Origin of the sequence: Gordonia sp. NPDC058843 (genome assembly GCF_042743165.1) — a bacterium.
GTDB lineage: Bacteria > Actinomycetota > Actinomycetes > Mycobacteriales > Mycobacteriaceae > Gordonia.
The window spans coordinates 1-16,393 of record NZ_JBHYNC010000010.1; the positions used below are offsets into that span (position 1 = coordinate 1).

Sequence of the window (16,393 nt, forward strand, 5' to 3'; positions counted from 1 at the left end):
GCCGGCAACATCGTCGAACGATGTTGCCGGCGGTCTCGTCTGTGGGTCAGGCCACGCGGTGCCGCTGCTCGGCGAGCACCGGCAGGATCTGATCACGGATGCGCCGCTCGGTGGCCACGCCGTCGATCGGGATGAGGATCACGGCGTCGGCCACCTCGGCCGCGTAGATGTCGCGGACCAAGGTGATCAGGCCGTGTGTCGTCCCGATGTAGCGGATCGTCCCGGAGTTCCCGTCCGACGGTGCCGCCACCGCGGCCGAGGCTGCGGCGCGGGCCGATGCGGCGTCCGGCGCGACGGCCACCTCCACCTCCAGGGCGACCACGAACTTCGCCTGATCGTGGCTGCCGGCGCGGAGCAGAGAGCGCGCACGCTGGGCATCACGCAGGGTCTCACGCCGCACGACGATCGGAAATGTCTGTGCGAGTTCATCTCCGGCGATGGCGACCTGGAATCCCGGGCGTCCGATGCTGATCGGGGCGGTCGGTGCGGAAGTCGGTGCGGCGATCACGGTTCCGTGGTCGGCACGTGCGTCGAGTTCGATGGTCATCGGTCACCCCTCGTCGAGTTCGGTAGGACGGTCTGTTCGGTCAGTGCGCGTAGTACATCGAGAAGCCGGTCGATGTCGTCGGAGGTGGTACCCGCGCCGAAGCTCGCGTGAACCGCGCCGGCCGGATGGCCGAGGCGCTTGAGCAGCGGGTGGGCGCAGAACCTGCCGTCGCGCACGCCGATACCGTGGTGCGCACTGAGGTGCTCAGCGACGACGCCTGGCGCGATCCCCTCGACGGTGAAGCCCGCGATCCCCACCCGATCGGTGGAATCGGCGAAGATCCGCAACGGCGTGACGCCGTGGATCGCGGCCAGTCCGGCATCGAGACGTTCGGACAACCGCAGTTCGTGTAGCCCGATCGCCTCCGGCCCGACGTCGGCGAGCGCACGACACGCCTGGGCGAGCGACACCGCACCGAGTACGTTCGGCGAGCCCGCCTCGTGCCGCGCTGCCCCGGTGTGCCAGATGCCGCCCTCTGCGCGACCGTCCGGATCGACGTCCGAGGTCGCCCCACCACCGGCGAGGTACGGGTCGGCGGCGTCGAACCAATCCCGCCTGCCGATGAGGACTCCGGCGCCGAACGGTATCTGATTCAGCCCGCTCGCTTCGCTCCCGGCGCCGAACGGTATCTGATTCAGCCCGCTCGCTTCGCTCCCGGCGCCGAACGGTATCTGATTCAGCCCGCTCGCTTCGCTCCCGGAGCCGGCATGTGCCGGGAGCCCGGAGAAGGCCAGGTAGTCGATGCCGTGACTGACGACGGACACCGGCCGGTGCGCGACGAGTTGGGCGGCGTCGACGAGGATACGAGCGCCGTGCCGGTGCGCGACCGAGGCGAGCCGACCGATCGGCAGCACCTCGCCGGTGACGTTCGACGCCGCCGTCACCGCGAGCAGCGACGCGGGCGCCGAGGCGAGTTCGGCCTCGAGCGCGACCAGGGTGTCCTCGATGGTGTCGCGCGCCGGGACGACCCGGGCCCGGTTACGACCGTCGCGGGGGGCGCACCACGGCAGGAGGTCGGCGTGGTGCTCGATGTCGAGCACCACGACGTCCCCGGGAGTGATGTGGGCGGCGAGGTCGATCGCATCGGTGGTGTCGCGGGTGAAGACGACCGTGTCGTCGACCCGTCCACGGACGAACTCGCGCACGGTCTCCCGCGCGGCCTCGTACCGGGCGGTGGTGATCTGCGACAGGTGGCCGGCGGTGGTCGGTGCTGACAGGACAGCGGTCAAGGCTGGAGCTCCTCTGAAATCCACGCTTGCCACGCCCGGTTGGTGCGCGGCCAGGTCGTCACCCGGAGCACCCCACCGCGGAGGAGGGTTGCCGACCAGCGAGCCGGGGCTTGTCACTGGCACTCATGACCTATCAGCAAGACTCGTCGATGCCTCGTAGACGTGTCAATTTTCACTCATCGTGATCGGAAGTTAGGGCACACTTACCTGTAGCGTGTCAGGGGTGTCAGCGACTGATGTGTTCGTGTTGTCCCGTCCGCACGGCACCGTGCGAGGCAAGGGTGCCGTCCGTACTTTCACCGACGTCGACGCGGCGTCGGCCGCCCTGCGTTCCGGGGCGATCGACGGGCTGACCGGCGCGATCCCGTTCGACGCCGCGGACCCGGCCGCACTGGTGGTGCCCGAGGTCCTGCACTTCGACGACGCGCCCTTGGCGGGCGGTCCACCGCTGTCGCGTACCCCCGTCTCGACCATCCTGCGCCCGTCCGCCGACGAGCACCGCGAGCGCGTCGCGCACGCGGTCAAACGGATCGTCGACGGCGACGTCGGCAAGGTCGTCCTCGCCCGCAGCGTCGACTTGGTGCTCGACGCCGAGGTCGCGCCCCACGAACTGCTCGACGCCCTCGCGGGCGGCAACGCGGGACACAATGCGTTCGGCGTCGACCTCGGCGCCGCCACCGGCTCGGGATCATGGCTACTGGGTGCGAGCCCCGAAGTGCTGCTGCGGAAGTCGGGTTCGACCGTCACCTGTCACCCATACGCGGGTTCGGCCCCGCGGTCGCCCGATCCGGCCGTCGACCGCGCCGTCGCCGACGAGTTGTTCGCCTCCGCAAAAGATCTCGCCGAGCACGCATTTGTCGTCGATCACCTCCGGGACCGGTTGGCGCACCTGTGCGATGACGTCGACGCGCCCTCGACCCCGCAACTGCAGTCGACCGGGGAGGTCTGGCATCTCGCCACCCCGATCCGCGCGACCCTACGCGACCCGTCTACCACCGCGCTGGACCTCGCATTGCTGCTCGGCCCCACCCCCGCCGTGTGCGGTACCCCGAGTGATGTTGCCGCGCAGATCATCCGAGAGGTCGAGGGCGAGCGCGGCTTCTACGCGGGCGCGGTCGGCTGGTGCGACGCCGCCGGCGACGGTGAGTGGATGGTCACGATCCGGTGCCTCGAACTCGACCGCGATCGTCGCAGTCTCCGAACGTGGGCCGGTGGCGGCATCGTCGAACATTCCGATCCCCAGGGCGAACTCGAGGAGACCGCGTTCAAACTCCGGACGGTCCTGAACGCGTTGGGGATCGACGGACTCGACTAGCGCGGGCGAACCCGCGGCCATCGCGTCAGCCCAGCGCCTGATCCAGATCGCCGAGCAGATCGTCGACCCCTTCGAGCCCGACCGACAACCGCACGACCGAGTCGCTGAGACCGATCGCCGCGCGTCCGTCGGGCCCCATCGCGCGATGCGTGGTGGTCGCCGGGTGCGTGATCAGCGACTTCGAATCACCGAGGTTGTTGGAGATGTCGACGATCCGCAGGCCGTTGAGCACCTCGAAGGCGCGCTTCTTGCCGTCGATGCCGTCGTGGTCGTTGAGTTCGAAGGTCACCACGGTACCGCCGCCCGACATCTGCGACGTCGCCAGCTGGTACTGCGGATGTGACTGCAGGAAAGGATATTTCACCCATCGCACACGCGGATCGGCTTCCAGGAACTCGGCGATCCGGAGCGCGGAGGACACCGAGGCATCGACGCGCAGACGTAGCGTTTCCAGACCCTTGACGAGGGTCCAGGCATTGAACGGACTCAACGCGGGACCGGTGTGCCGCATGAGTTGCTGCACGGGCCCGTCGATGTACTCCTTCGTTCCGAGTACCGCGCCGCCCATCACACGCCCCTGGCCGTCGATGTGCTTGGTACCCGAATACACGATGACGTCGGCGCCGAGTTCGAGTCCGCGCTGCAGCAGCGGGGTGGCGAAGACGTTGTCCAGCACCACCTGCGCACCTGCCGCGTGCGCCAGTTCCGACACCTTCACGACGTCGACGAGGCTCTGCATCGGGTTCGACGGGGTCTCGAAGAAGACCGCGTCGGTGGGCTTGGACAGAGCCCGCTCCCACTGCTCGAGGTCTTCACCGTCGACGAACTCGGTCTCGATCCCCCACCGTGGCAGGATCTCGTTGCACACCACGAAACACGAACCGAACAGGCTCCGGGCGGCGACGAGACGATCGCCCGCCTTCAACAGCGCGCCGAGCGCCACGAACACCGCGGCCATGCCGCTGGCCGTGGCGAAACAGGCTTCGGCACCTTCGAGCCGGCGGAGTCGTTCCTGGAACATCTCGACGGTCGGATTGCCGTAGCGCGAGTAGACGAATCGCTCGTCCTCGCCGGTGAAGGCGCGCTCGGCGGCCTCGGCGGAGTCGTAGACGTACCCGCTCGTGAGATAGAGCGCTTCGGCGGTCTCGTGGAAGCCGGAACGGGCCAGCCCGCCGCGGACCGCGATGGTGTCAGCCGAGAGTCCGCCGGGTAGTTCGCGACTCACGGGTAGGTCAGGACTCACGATTGCCTCCACGGCAGGTTCTCGGCACGCCAGCCCGACGTCCCACGATGGTCGTTCTCGTCGAGAGCGCCCTCGAATCCGTCGACCACGTTGTAGGCCTTCGCGATTCCGTCGGCGGTCGCGGCCTGTGCAGCGCCGATCGACCGATGTCCCGAGCGGCAGATGAAGATGACCTCCTGGTCGTCGGAGACGCCCGAGTCGCGCAGCTGGGTCACGAAGTCGTCGTTGCGACGGCCCTCGGGAAAAGTGGTCCACTCCGCGAAGATCGCGCGCTTGCCCAAGACCTCGAGGTCGGGCACACCGACGAAGGACCACTCGGCCTGCGTTCGACAGTCCACCAGGACCGCGTCCGGGTTCTTCTCGAGCTTCTCCCACGCCTCACGCGGGGTCAGGTCACCGGCATAGGTCATGAGGAACACACCTTCCATTCGCCGTTCTCGCGCACCACGGTCGTGTCCACGACGTTCACGTCGTCGGGGGTCTTGTCATAGTGCCAATGAACCTTCGCGGTCGCCCGGTCACCGTTGACCACCAGCTCGGTGATCTCCGGGATCTCGATGTGCCCGTTGGCGACCAGCGACTCCCGGTTGTCGGCGAGGAACTCCTCCTCGGAGACGAAGTCGGCCGCGTCGACGTCGGCCGCGCAGGTGTTCGCCCGGTACTCGGCGAAGTTCGGACCGTTGCGCGCGGTGTAGACGTCGTTGATCGCGTACTGGACCTGGGCGGAATCACCGGCCCGATCTTCGGCGGGGCGGGTCAGATTGGACAGGACGACGCCGAGCACGACGAGACCCACGACGCCGGCCGCGGCGAAGAACGGCCAGGCGTTCTTCCACGACGGGGGCGTCTGGTCACCCTCACCTGCAGCTTCGGCCATGGCGGGGAGTCTATCGAGCGTCCCATCGGCAGGTGAGACCGGCGTCGACGCTCGTCCGGGCACCCCGGGCCGGCGCCGGGCGACCTCGACATCGAACCCCTTCTGAGTAAGGTGGCCCTAAGTACCTCGGACAACGACGACGCCGAACGCAACGACCAGCGAGGACCCCGGATGCGCTCTTCCACCCACCGCCCACTGACCCTTCTCGTGGGGCTGCTCGCGGCAGCTCTCGTGGCCACCGCGTGTTCGCCGCCGGACGAGTCGGTCGACTCCGGGATGGCCCAGGTACCCGCCCCCGAGGCCGGCGCGATCCCGGTGACCGTGCAGCAGGCCTACGCCCCGGCGACGGTCTCGCAGGCACCGAAGCGCATCGCGGCGATGGGCGTCGGCGACGGTGACACCCTGCTCGCCCTGGGCGTCACCCCGACGACGATCGCTCCCTTCGCCGACCCCGATCAGGCGGCAGCCCCGTGGAACGCCGAACTGCTCGCCGATTCGACCCCGGTGGTCCTGCCCAACGCGTCCGGCGCCTTCGGCGACGAGATCCCCAAGACGCTGGCCACCGAACCCGACCTCATCACCGCCGTCGGGGCCGACCCCACTCGCGATCAGTTCGACCTGCTGAGCAAGACCGCACCGACGATCCTGCGGCCCGCGCAGTTCCAGCCCTGGCAGGTGCCATGGGACGCGCAGACCCGCCAGATCGGCGCGGCCGTCGGACTACCCGAACTCGCCGATCGTAAGGTGACCGAGACCGAACAGTTCCTCGCGGGCGTCCGCGAACAGAACCCGCAACTGGCCGGCAAGACCGCGGTCGTGGTGACCGCCAGCCCGACCGGTGGTGTCTCGATCTACGGCTCCGGCGACGGACGCGGACAGACCGTCGCGGGTTACGGCCTCACCTTCCCGCCGGCGTTGCAGCCCGCGGTCACCAGCGGCTTCTACGGTGAGCTGCCCGCGGAGAGCCTGAATCTCCTCGACTCGGCCGACGTCGTCATCGCCGTCGACTGGGAGGGATCCAACGACCGACTGAAGTCGAACGCGGCGTTCAACCGCCTGGCCGTCACCCAGTCGGGTCGCGTCGTCTACCTGCCACAGGAGGTCGGCAGCGCGATGTCGGTACCGACCGTATTGACCATCCCGTGGGTCGCCGACCAGGCCGTCGAACCGATCGCCGACGCCGCGGCGAAGGCGTGAACCGGCCCGCGACCTCCACAGTCGATCACCCGTTCAGGTGAGGGTTACCTCACAGACGGATTTTGGTCGTGGACAGCAAGCGCCTACCGTAGAAGGGATAGGCCTTATCCATACGCGCAGTGCCGGGGTATCTGGACTGTAAAGCCTCGTCGGCGCGTGCTGAGCAACGGAAGACACCTACTCCATGAGCGACAACAGCCGCCCGCTGCGGGTTGCGATCGTCGGTGCCGGTCCCGCCGGGATCTACGCCGCCGACGCGTTGATGAAGTCCGACACCGCCAAGGACCGCGGAGTCAGCATCGATCTGTACGAGCGCATGCCCGCTCCGTTCGGTCTGATCCGCTACGGCGTCGCGCCCGACCACCCGCGGATCAAGGGCATCATCACCGCCCTGCACAAGGTCCTCGACAAGCCGCAGGTGCGCCTGCTCGGCAACGTCGACTACGGCACCGACATCACCATCGACGAACTGCGCGCGCACTACGACGCGGTGATCTTCTCCACCGGCGCCACCGACGACCGCGTGCTCGACATCCCCGGCATCGACCTCGACGGCAGCTATGGCGCCGCCCAGTTCGTCGCCTGGTACGACGGCCACCCCGACTTCCCCCGCACCTGGCCCCTGGAGGCCGAGAAGGTCGCGGTCATCGGCGTCGGCAACGTCGCCCTGGACGTCGCGCGGGTGCTCGCCAAGACCGGCGACGAACTGCTGCCCACCGAGATCCCCGCCAACGTCTACGAGGGCCTCAAGGGCAACAAGGCCATCGAGGTCCACGTGTTCGGCCGTCGCGGACCCGCCCAGGCGAAGTTCACCCCGCTCGAGCTCAAGGAACTCGACCACTCCCCCAACATCGAGGTCGTGGTCAATCCCGAGGACATCGACTACGACGAGGGTTCGGCCGTGGCCCGGCGCGGATCGAAGATCACCGACCAGGTCGCCACGATCATCGAGAACTACGCGATCCGCGAACCCAAGCAGGGTGCGATCCACAAGCTGTTCCTGCACTTCTTCGAAAGCCCCACCGAGATCCTCGGCGAGGACGGCAAGGTCGTCGGTCTGCGCACCGAGCGCACCCAGCTCGACGGCACCGGCAACGTGAAGCCGACCGGGAAGACCACCGACTGGGAGGTCGGCGCCGTCTACCGTGCGGTCGGTTACCTCTCGGACAACCTGCCGCAGATCCCGTTCGACTCGCAGGCCGGGGTCATCCCCAACGAGGCCGGACGCGTCTTCGACGAGGGTCAGCAGCTCACCGGCATCTACACCACCGGCTGGGTCAAGCGCGGGCCGGTCGGCCTCATCGGCCACACCAAGGGCGACGCCAACGAGACCGTCGACTGCATCCTCAAGGACATGGAAGCCGGCACGCTGCTCGAGCCGGCACACCCGGGTGAGGACGCCATCGTCGAACTCCTCGAGTCGAAGAACATCCCGTTCACCACCTGGGACGGCTGGTACCGGCTCGACGAGCACGAGCGCGCACTCGGCGCCGCCGAAGGCCGCGAACGCGTCAAGGTCGTCGAACGCGAGGACATGCTCGCCGCTTCGGAGCCGACCAAGGTGTCACGCCCCTCCGCCTGACACACGCACAAGAGCGGCGGCCGAGATCTCTCGGTCGCCGCTCTTTCGCATGCGCCCGGCGGGTGCAGGGGCGTCCTCCCCGCACGCCGCCCGGCGCGAAATGCTCAGTTGTCGTGGACGTTCAGTTGTCCTCGTTCAGATGTCCTCGTTCAGTTGTTCTCGGATCGATTCATCGACCGGGGATCGCGGGAACGCCTGCGACGTCGGTGCCGCCGCCGGTCAGGGCCGACGACGCGGACGAGCCGGTCCCGAATCGGTCCAACGGGTTGTCGACGCGCCGGACGTTCCACCAGAAACCGGCGTTGTCGGTCAGGTTCTCGGCGTAGTCAGAGATCGCGTACCCGGCGATCGACGACGGGAAGCATCCGAACCAGACGGTCTTGATCGTGAGGGACTCGTTCTTCTTCAGCTGCGACTTGAACTTGGTCGCGCCGTTGATCTCTTGCAGTGTGACGTTGCGGAATTCGCCGTCGCGCGCCGTGACCCGCATGAAACGGGTCATGCTCCACGCCTGATTCCACGGCGTGCCCGGTGCTCCGAACTGGCAGTAGACTCCGCCCGTCATCTGGAGGTTGGGGACGGCGGCCTGCGCGGGCGCGGCGCCGACCAGCGTTCCCGCGGCGACTCCTGCGGCGACCACAACCCCTGTGAGAGCCCGTTTCAGCGATTTCATCGATCCTCCTCGTTCGTAGGCGACACTGTTGTGTTTCCCGACGTCGCCGTCATGGGCGGTTCACCCGTCCCACCGGCGACCGGTCTGGCTGCTGTCGGCCCCGAGATGCTCACCGACACCGGGACTATCGACCCAGCCTGAGCGAAGTGTTACCGCGCGCACAGCATTCCCTCAGCATTCGTCGGCAATTCGTTATCCGAACGACACCGAGTACGAGCGCGCGACACAGGGCGCGGAAAGGGACCGAGCAAGGTTGGTAAGGTTTACCTTCGTGCGCCGATCCCTCCGACTTCTCGGAATCCCGCTGCTGTTCGCGGTCCTCGCAGCGCTGGTCGTCGCGTCCGTACTCTTCGGCACCCGCCCCGTCCCCCTCGACGAGATCTGGCCCAGCTTCGCGGCCGGCACCCAGGAGATCTGGAACGCCCTGATCGACCTGCGGATGCCGCAGGTACCCAAGGACACCGACGTCGACGGCATCGTGTGGGATCTGCGTGTCCCCCGCACGCTGCTCGGTCTGAGTGCCGGGCTCGCGATCGGGGCGGCCGGCGCCATCACCCAGGGCCACACCCGCAACCCGATCGCCGACCCCGGGATGCTCGGCGTCAACGCGGGCGCCGCCTGCGCGGTGGTGGGCGGCATCTACCTGCTGGGGATCACGAGCCCGATCGCGTTCATGTTCTTCGGGCTCGTCGGGGCGATCATCGCCGCCACCGTCGTGTTCGGGTTGTCGTCCCTGAGCGGTTCGAGCCCACTGACCCTGGTCCTCGCGGGCACCGGACTGACCGCGATGCTGACCGCCATCACATCCGCGATCGTGCTCGTCGACACCAATTCACTGGACCAGTGGCGCTTCTGGAGTGTCGGGTCCACCGCAGGCCGGGGCATCGACGTGTTCTGGGCGAGCCTCCCGTTCATCTCGGTGGGGCTCGTACTCGCACTGGCCAGCGGATTCTTCCTCAACGTCCTGAGTCTGGGCGACGACATGACCAAGGCACTCGGTTCCCGGGTCGTGCTGATCCGCGCCCTCGGCGTCCTGACGATCACACTGCTCATCGGCGCCGCCACCGCCGCCTGCGGGCCGATCGTGTTCCTGGGTCTGGTCGTACCGCACATCGCCCGCGCCTTCGTGGGCGCCGACTACCGATGGATCATCCCGTATTCGGCGCTGCTGGGCGGCATCCTCCTCGTCGGGTGCGACATCCTCGGCCGGATCGTCGCCCGTCCCGGCGAAGTGCAGGTCGGCGTGATGCTGGCGCTGGTAGGCGCACCCTTCCTCATCGTCATGGTCCGCCGACAGAGATTGGGGACCGTGTGAACCCGCCGACCTCCATCAAGACCGAGACCGAAACCGCGGAGAAGGCCGGAACCAAGGCCCGGATCGCTCCTCATCCCGGCGGTTATCGGATCGCGGTCGAGCCGCTGTCGATGGTCGTTCGGCCGCGAATGCTCGCGGTCGCGCTCGTGGCCACGACCATCACGGTGTTCCTGTTCCTCACGAGCGTCGGCGTCAGCGACTTCCCCCTGACCCCGATCGACGTCGCCCGAATCCTGCTCGGCGGCGGCACCCGCGTCGAGAACGTCGTGGTCTTCGACGTCGCCCTGCCCCGTGCGCTGGTCGCGCTGCTGGTGGGATTCGGTCTGGGACTTGCCGGTTCACTGACCCAGCTCATCGCCCAGAATCCGCTGGCCACACCGGACATGCTCGGCATCACGGCCGGCGCGAGCGTGGCGGCCGTGACCGCGATCGCGTTCTCGACCACCAGCTGGGGCGCCTGGCTGGGCGATCTCGGTGTCCCGGCGGCCGCGATGATCGGCGGATTGGTCACCGCCGTCGCGATGTACGTCCTCGCATGGCCGGGACGTAAGGCCAACAGCGGCATCAACCCGTTCCGGCTCGTGCTGATCGGCGTCGGTATGACCTGGTTGCTGCAGGCGCTGACCCAATTCCTGCTCTCCCGCGCCGACATCCGGGATGTCGGTCGTGCGCAGGTGTGGATAGTCGGCTCGGTGGCGAACGTCGGCTGGTCCAACGTGTGGCCGGTCGTCACCGGGGTCTGCGCGAGCATCGTCGTGGTGATCATCCTCGCCCGCCAGATCGGGATGCTCAGCCTCGGCCCCGATCTCGCCCGTGGGCTCGGTGTCCGCACGGGCGCGGTGTCGACGACCTTGCTCCTGACCGCGGTCCTGGTCAGCGCCCTGAGCGTGTCCGCGGCCGGCCCGATCGCCTTCGTCGCACTGCTCGCCCCACAGATCGCCCTGCGGCTGGCCGGCACCGCCGTGCCGACCCCACTGGTGTCGGGTGTCATCGGTTCGGCACTGGTCCTGGGCGGCGACCTGCTCTGCCGCACGGTTCTGCCGGGCGGTCTGCCGGTCGGTATCGTCACCGCCGCGATCGGCGGTCCGTTCCTGATCTACCTGATGGTCGTCATGTCCCGAAAGGCGAGCGTATGACTGCGTCATCCCTCGAAACCTCCGCCACCACCGCGCGATTGCGCGGCGTCGGACTCACCGTCGGCTACGACGAACGGATCGTCATCGACGGCCTGGACATCGACGTACCCGACGAGCAGGTCACCACGATCATCGGCTCGAACGGATGCGGCAAGTCGACGCTGCTGCGGTGCCTCGCGCGTCTGCTGCCACCCCGGGCAGGCGCGGTGTACCTCGACGGCGACGACATCTCCTCGGTCCGGCCCAAACAGGTCGCCCGCACTCTGGCGATCCTGCCCCAGAATCCCATTGCGCCCGAGGGTCTCACCGTCGCCGACCTGGTCGGGCGCGGTCGCCATCCGCATCAGCGCTGGTTTGCACAGGCAAGCGCGGCCGACGAGGCGGCGGTCGCCCAGGCGATGGAGATGACCGACACGCTCGACCTCGCCGACCGCACGCTCGACGCCCTGTCCGGTGGCCAGCGCCAGCGGGTGTGGATCGCCCTGACCCTCGCCCAGGACACCGACCTCATCCTGCTCGACGAGCCCACCACCTACCTCGATCTCGCGCACTCCATCGACGTCCTCGACCTGGTCCGCCGGCTCCGCGACGAGCACGGCAAGACCGTGGTCATGGTGCTGCACGACCTCAATCTGGCCGCGCGCTACAGTGATTCGCTGTTCGTCATGCGCAACGGCGCGATCGTCCGGACCGGCTCACCCGCCGAGGTCATCGATGCCGACACCCTCGACGAGGCATTCGGCCTCCGGGCGCACGTCATGACCGACCCGATCACCGGCGGCCCGCTCATCGTGCCGCTGGACTCACGGACCCACGCCAAGTCCTCATCCGAAAGAACCGGATAACCACTGCTCCCGAGCCCGAGAGGCCTGCTGCGTCATTGTTCCCGAGCTCCGGAGGCCTACTGCGCGTCACTGTTCCCTAATCCGAAAGAACCGCATAACCCCTGCTCCCTGAGGTGCGAGGAGCGCAAGCCGCCGGGCCGAGCAAGCGACGAAGGAGCGCGTCGAGGTCGACGAGCCTCGAAGGGCCTGGTGAGACACGTTGCGAGACCCTTCGTGGCTCGCTCCGCTCGCACCTCGGGAACCAAAAGGCCGCTTCCCTCGCACCTCAGGAAGCAGAATCCGATCCCGGATCATCGTCCCGCCGCGCCGAATTCGCGAGCATCCGCTCGCGAAGCGAGTCGTAGACCGGCGGCGACCCGGACAGATGCGCGACGAGAACCGCGGCGGCCGTTGCGGCCAGCATGGGGAGGGCGACCGTGGTCGTCGCGGTCATCTCCATCACGACGACCATCCCGGTGAGCGGCGCCCGGACGACCGCACCGAACAGCGCCGCCATCCCGGCCAGGATCATCGCACCTCGAAACCCCGCGCCACTCGAATCCGGTTGCTGGACAATGATGTCCGCGACTTCGGCGAAGGCGGCACCCCACAGCGCGCCCAGCGCCAGCAGTGGCGCGAACAGGCCACCCGGGGTCCCCGCGGCGTACGACAACGGACCCGCGACGAACCGGACCAGGAAGAGCGCGACGAGCGCTGGGAGCACGACGCCACCGTCGACGACGGACTGGGTGAGTCCGTCCCCGCCGCCCGCGGTGCGCGCGTCGGCGGCGAGCAGAGCGCCGATCACGGCACCGATGAGGGCAGCGCGTCCGATCGGTGGCACCCGTGCGAACCGGCCGACGCAACCGAGCGTGCCGAGAACCAATCGGCTGTAGGCGACGCCGATCAGTCCCGACACCAGCCCGAACACCACGAAGACGGGCAGCACCGTCACCGAGGGCACGTCGAGGGCGGGTACGTCGAACTCCGGGCGGTCGCCGAGGATCACCCGCCCGGCGGCCACCGCCGCCACCACGGCGAACACCGTGGGCACCACGAGACGCAGCCGGACCGAGCGGCCCACCTCCTCGAGGGCGAACAGCGCGCCCCCGATCGGGGCGGTGAACGCCACCGCCAGCCCCGCGCCGCTCAGCGACGTCTGCATCACCCGGATGTCGGCGTCGTCGAGGCCTCCGCGCCTGCCGGTCTCGGCACCGACGACGGCGCCCATGTGCACCGTCGGTCCTTCCCGACCGAGCACGAGACCCGACCCGATCGCGGCGAGCGCGCCGGCGAACTTGGCCGGGATGAGCCGCAGCGGGGCCGGGGACGCCTCACCGCGCTCGACCGCCTCGACATGTTGGATTCCGCTTCCGGCCGCGGTCGGGACGAGACGGACGGCGACAGCCCCGAGGGCTGCGCCCGCCGCGGTGACCGCAATCGGGACGAACCACCCGGGGACGCCGAATCCCGCCGACCAGTCGAGCATCTCGATGCGCCAGCGGTCCAGGTGTCCCAGGCACCACCGGAACGCGCCGCCGAGCAGACCGGTCACGAGCCCGGCGACGACGGCCAGCACGCATAACCGCACCAGGCCTCGATCGGCACGCTGTGGCGAGATCACACGTGGACGCTACCGCGCCGGACCGGCTCCCGACGGCCGACTGCCGATGCCCGACCGACCACCCCGTGCCCGGCCCTCAGACCGGCTGAATCAGCCGTCCCTGCACCACAAGCGAGGCATTCTGCTTGAGCCTGCGCACCCGGATGCTCACGGCGTACCCGATGACTCCCTCGGTCGCGGCGACCCGGGTGCGCAGATAGTCGTAGAAGTGTGCGGTGTCCCGGCAGATCACCGACACCATGAGGTTGCGCTCCCCGCTGATCGCCGCCGCGAACGCCACCTCATCGTGGGCCGCGAGTTCGGTCCCCACCCGGTCGAGAGCCGACGGCGTCACCGTCAGCCAGAGTGTCGCGCTGAGGTCGAAACCGAGCCGGTCCGGCAGGATCTCGACGTCGTAGACGAGGGCGCCACCGCGTTCGAGCGCGCGGAGACGGCGGCGTACCCGTCCGACCGTCCATCCGCAGATACGAGCCAGCTCGCGGTGGGCTCGCCGGCCGTCCTGGACCAGGGCGTCGACCAACGTCGCATCGTCGGCGGTCAGGCGCCCGCCGACCGCAGGAGCATCCGATGCCGTCTCGTCGTGCTCGACCTCCTCCTGTGAATCGTCGCCGGCACCGGCCGCGCCGGACAGAAGGAGATCGCGGTCGGCGTCGGAGAGGTGGCCGCCGAATCCGGTCCATCTCGATGCGGGGTGCCCGGGGTCGTAGGCATGCAGGACGAGGTCGATGCTGACGTCGGTCACCGAGGCCCGGGCCGGGAAGGTCTTCGCGATCGCTTCCTCGCCCGCCGCGCCGAGTGGCGCCCGGATGAGACAGATGATCTCCGCGCCACCGGACGCGACGTACGCGAAGGCGACATCGCGGCGACGGGCCAGCGACGACGCGAGCGGTTCCATCCGGTCCGGACGGCAACGGACCCGCGCCACCCACTCCGACTGGCCACGCACCGACGGCTTGATGATGCCGACGACCTTCATCACGCCAGCTCGTCGCAGCGCCTGATAGCGGCGCGCCGCGGTCTGTTCCGAGATCCCGGCCACCTCACCCAGTTGACGGAACGTCGCCCGTGGCGCCACCTGGAGTGCGCGGAGGATCGTACCGTCGATGTCATCCATGGTGGAGGAAGTGTATCGCCGAGGCGCCCAGTACGACGCATTCGTTTCGCCTCAGCGAATCTGTCCGTGGTTTCGCGAACCCGACACAGACAATTGGGGCCTGCGCCGTTCGGCGACCCTCTTCCTCGACAGCGAAAGCGAGAGCGTGACCGCGACCACCTCCCCCGTTCACACCGGCGTACCCACACCTCCGGAACGCCGGACGGCCACCATCGTGATGGCCTGCCTGGGCGTCTTCGTCGCCTACCTGCCCATCACGAGCGTCGCCGTGACCCTGCCGGCCATCGGCGCCGCGTTCGGCGCGTCGACCGCTCAATTGTCCTGGGTCCAAGATGCTTTCGTGCTGCCGATGGCCGCTTTCATCCTGACTGCGGGCGTCTTCGGTGACGTGCACGGCCGGCGGAAGGTGTATCTGGTCGGCCTGTGCCTCACCGCATTGGGCGCACTGGTCGCGTTGTTCGCGCAGTCGATCGCGATGGTCTGGATCGGACAGGCCCTCGCCGGCACCGGGGCCGCAGCGTTGTTGCCGACGACCCTCGCGCTGATCAGCCACGCCGTCCCAGACGTTCGCGAACGCGGCAAGTTCATCGGCATCTGGGCGTCGGCACTGATGCTCTCGCTGACCGTCGGACCTCTCGTGGCAGGCCCGGTCGCCGAGTCGGCCGGCTGGCGCTGGATCTACCTGCTGCCGATCCCGGTGGCGCTGATCGCATTCGGAGTCGCGGCCGCGACACTGCCGGAATCTCGCGCACCGCATGCCCGCCGCCTCGACTGGCCCGGTCAGATCTCGGCTGCGGCTGCCGTCACCGCGCTCGTGTTCGGCGTCATCGAGGCCGGCGTCTACGGCTTCGGCGACCCCCGGGTCATCGTCGCGCTGCTGATCGCCGTGATCGCCGCGGTCGTGTTCGTCGTCACCGAGAAGCGTTCGCCGAGTCCGATGCTCGATCTCGACCTCTTCCGGAGTCGCGCCTTCACCGCCACGACGCTGGTCGCGATGATCACCTTCCTCGCCCTGATCGGTTTCATCTTCGTGCTGAGCATGTACTTCGGCTTGGTGCAGCAGCTCGGCACCATCCAGGCGGGCTGGCGACTGGCTCTCATGAACGCCGCCTCGATGCTGGTCGGCGCCCTCGCCGGCAAGATGATGCACCGGATCCACGCACGGTTCCTGATCGGCGGCGGTCTCCTCATGGTCGCGGTCGCGCAGTTCGCACTGCTGACCATCGATGCCGACACCTCGTTCGCGGCCATCTCCTGGCGTCTGGTCGTCCTCGGCCTGGGCATGGGCCTGGTGATGGCACCGATGACCGCGACAGCGGTGTCGTCGGTGCCGTACCACCTGTCGGGCATGGCCGCGGCCGGCAACAACGCGTTCCGTCAGGTCGGCGGCGCACTCGGTCCGGCCGTACTCGGCGCCCTCCTGACCGCAGGAGCCGTGAATTCGTTGCCGCAGAAGCTCATCGACGCCGGCGTCGACGAACCCGTACGCGATCGCGTGGTCGGCGCGGTGGATGCCGAGGGCCTGGCCGCCGCGAGCGGTCTCGACCTCGGCGCCGACACTCCCGCCGTGATGAGCGCCGTCGGCGACGCCTTCCTCGACGGGATGCATCTGTGCCTGACGTTCTCGGGAGTCCTCTCCGCGGGCGCGGCGATCCTCGCTCTCGTGATGTTGCGTCCCGGGCGGGCCGTCGAGCAGCAACCGGCCGGCTGAGCGACG

The 16,393-nt window shown here is 68.6% G+C and carries 15 protein-coding genes and 1 riboswitch; of the genes, 7 read left to right on the forward strand and 8 right to left on the reverse strand.

The annotated features are described in order from the left end of the window. Positions 1 to 46: 46 nt before the first annotated feature. Both ACFW3F_RS09450 and ACFW3F_RS09455 read right to left on the reverse strand, forming a co-directional pair. Positions 47 to 547 (reverse strand): hypothetical protein, encoded by a 501-nt coding sequence (locus tag ACFW3F_RS09450; RefSeq protein ID WP_388056583.1) that lies wholly within the window; start codon positions 545 to 547, stop codon positions 47 to 49. After that, positions 544 to 1,830 (reverse strand): aminotransferase class V-fold PLP-dependent enzyme, encoded by a 1,287-nt coding sequence (locus ACFW3F_RS09455; RefSeq protein ID WP_388056804.1) that lies wholly within the window; start codon positions 1,828 to 1,830, stop codon positions 544 to 546. The genes ACFW3F_RS09450 and ACFW3F_RS09455 overlap by 4 nt, the downstream gene beginning before the upstream one ends. Beyond that, positions 1,794 to 1,907, reverse strand: a riboswitch (SAM riboswitch). Its footprint overlaps the gene before it by 37 nt. A gap of 107 nt (positions 1,908 to 2,014) precedes the next feature. Here ACFW3F_RS09455 and ACFW3F_RS09460 point away from each other — a divergent pair. Beyond that, entirely contained in the window at positions 2,015 to 3,091 is a 1,077-nt protein-coding gene (locus tag ACFW3F_RS09460; protein WP_388056806.1) for an isochorismate synthase MenF, read from the forward strand. Between the two features lie 25 nt (positions 3,092 to 3,116). Here the strand turns inward: ACFW3F_RS09460 and ACFW3F_RS09465 are convergent, their stop codons facing one another. From ACFW3F_RS09465 to ACFW3F_RS09475, 3 genes are read right to left on the reverse strand one after another with little or no spacing between them, the layout of a single operon-like run. Then, positions 3,117 to 4,334, reverse strand: a complete 1,218-nt coding sequence (locus ACFW3F_RS09465) for an O-succinylhomoserine sulfhydrylase (protein WP_388056585.1) — start codon at positions 4,332 to 4,334, stop codon at positions 3,117 to 3,119. Further along, positions 4,331 to 4,744, reverse strand: a complete 414-nt coding sequence (locus ACFW3F_RS09470; protein ID WP_388056587.1) for a rhodanese-like domain-containing protein — start codon at positions 4,742 to 4,744, stop codon at positions 4,331 to 4,333. Before ACFW3F_RS09470 ends, ACFW3F_RS09465 begins: the two co-directional genes overlap by 4 nt. Beyond that, positions 4,741 to 5,211 carry a hypothetical protein gene (locus ACFW3F_RS09475; RefSeq protein WP_388056589.1) on the reverse strand — a complete coding sequence of 157 codons (471 nt, stop codon included), beginning with the start codon at positions 5,209 to 5,211 and terminating at the stop codon, positions 4,741 to 4,743. The genes ACFW3F_RS09470 and ACFW3F_RS09475 overlap by 4 nt, the downstream gene beginning before the upstream one ends. Positions 5,212 to 5,382: 171 nt before the next feature. On the opposite strand from ACFW3F_RS09475, the gene ACFW3F_RS09480 reads away from it, so the two are divergent. Together ACFW3F_RS09480 and ACFW3F_RS09485 are read left to right on the forward strand one after the other, a co-directional pair. Continuing rightward, complete coding sequence (locus tag ACFW3F_RS09480; protein ID WP_388056591.1) at positions 5,383 to 6,408, forward strand: ABC transporter substrate-binding protein; 1,026 nt, start codon at positions 5,383 to 5,385, stop codon at positions 6,406 to 6,408. A gap of 184 nt (positions 6,409 to 6,592) precedes the next feature. Further along, positions 6,593 to 7,990: an FAD-dependent oxidoreductase gene (locus ACFW3F_RS09485; RefSeq protein WP_388056593.1), complete on the forward strand. Its 1,398-nt coding sequence runs from the start codon at positions 6,593 to 6,595 to the stop codon at positions 7,988 to 7,990. A 169-nt stretch (positions 7,991 to 8,159) separates the two neighbouring features. On the opposite strand, the gene ACFW3F_RS09490 is transcribed toward ACFW3F_RS09485, so the two are convergent. After that, the gene (locus ACFW3F_RS09490; protein WP_388056595.1) at positions 8,160 to 8,663 is read right to left on the reverse strand and encodes a hypothetical protein; all 504 of its coding nucleotides are present in this window, start codon (positions 8,661 to 8,663) and stop codon (positions 8,160 to 8,162) included. Positions 8,664 to 8,934: 271 nt separating this feature from the next. Here ACFW3F_RS09490 and ACFW3F_RS09495 point away from each other — a divergent pair, with 271 nt between their 5' ends. The 3 genes from ACFW3F_RS09495 to ACFW3F_RS09505 are packed head-to-tail and all read left to right on the forward strand — an operon-like array spanning position 8,935 to position 11,959. Then, entirely contained in the window at positions 8,935 to 9,978 is a 1,044-nt protein-coding gene (locus ACFW3F_RS09495) for a FecCD family ABC transporter permease (RefSeq protein ID WP_388056597.1), read from the forward strand. Beyond that, the gene (locus tag ACFW3F_RS09500) at positions 9,975 to 11,114 is read left to right on the forward strand and encodes a FecCD family ABC transporter permease (protein ID WP_388056599.1); all 1,140 of its coding nucleotides are present in this window, start codon (positions 9,975 to 9,977) and stop codon (positions 11,112 to 11,114) included. The genes ACFW3F_RS09495 and ACFW3F_RS09500 overlap by 4 nt, the downstream gene beginning before the upstream one ends. After that, positions 11,111 to 11,959: an ABC transporter ATP-binding protein gene (locus ACFW3F_RS09505; RefSeq protein ID WP_388056601.1), complete on the forward strand. Its 849-nt coding sequence runs from the start codon at positions 11,111 to 11,113 to the stop codon at positions 11,957 to 11,959. The genes ACFW3F_RS09500 and ACFW3F_RS09505 overlap by 4 nt, the downstream gene beginning before the upstream one ends. A gap of 265 nt (positions 11,960 to 12,224) precedes the next feature. Here ACFW3F_RS09505 and ACFW3F_RS09510 read toward each other — a convergent pair whose 3' ends face one another. Then, positions 12,225 to 13,562, reverse strand: a complete 1,338-nt coding sequence (locus ACFW3F_RS09510; RefSeq protein ID WP_388056603.1) for a ClC family H(+)/Cl(-) exchange transporter — start codon at positions 13,560 to 13,562, stop codon at positions 12,225 to 12,227. A gap of 76 nt (positions 13,563 to 13,638) precedes the next feature. Then, on the reverse strand, positions 13,639 to 14,676 hold the full coding sequence (locus ACFW3F_RS09515; RefSeq protein WP_388056605.1) for an Lrp/AsnC family transcriptional regulator: 1,038 nt from the start codon (positions 14,674 to 14,676) through the stop codon (positions 13,639 to 13,641). Positions 14,677 to 14,821: 145 nt separating this feature from the next. Here ACFW3F_RS09515 and ACFW3F_RS09520 point away from each other — a divergent pair, with 145 nt between their 5' ends. Then, the gene (locus ACFW3F_RS09520; RefSeq protein ID WP_388056607.1) at positions 14,822 to 16,387 is read left to right on the forward strand and encodes an MFS transporter; all 1,566 of its coding nucleotides are present in this window, start codon (positions 14,822 to 14,824) and stop codon (positions 16,385 to 16,387) included. The last annotated feature ends 6 nt before the right edge of the window (positions 16,388 to 16,393 follow it).

Bases quoted from the DNA above. Each gene is read 5' to 3' on its own strand.
- ACFW3F_RS09475 (WP_388056589.1), bottom strand. From the start codon at position 5,211: ATGGCCGAAGCTGCAGGTGAGGGTGACCAGACGCCCCCGTCGTGGAAG.
- ACFW3F_RS09485 (WP_388056593.1), top strand. From the start codon at position 6,593: ATGAGCGACAACAGCCGCCCGCTGCGGGTTGCGATCGTCGGTGCCGGT.
- ACFW3F_RS09515 (WP_388056605.1), bottom strand. From the start codon at position 14,676: ATGGATGACATCGACGGTACGATCCTCCGCGCACTCCAGGTGGCGCCA.
- ACFW3F_RS09450 (WP_388056583.1), bottom strand. From the start codon at position 547: ATGACCATCGAACTCGACGCACGTGCCGACCACGGAACCGTGATCGCC.
- ACFW3F_RS09490 (WP_388056595.1), bottom strand. From the start codon at position 8,663: ATGAAATCGCTGAAACGGGCTCTCACAGGGGTTGTGGTCGCCGCAGGA.
- ACFW3F_RS09480 (WP_388056591.1), top strand. From the start codon at position 5,383: ATGCGCTCTTCCACCCACCGCCCACTGACCCTTCTCGTGGGGCTGCTC.
- ACFW3F_RS09470 (WP_388056587.1), bottom strand. From the start codon at position 4,744: ATGACCTATGCCGGTGACCTGACCCCGCGTGAGGCGTGGGAGAAGCTC.
- ACFW3F_RS09505 (WP_388056601.1), top strand. From the start codon at position 11,111: ATGACTGCGTCATCCCTCGAAACCTCCGCCACCACCGCGCGATTGCGC.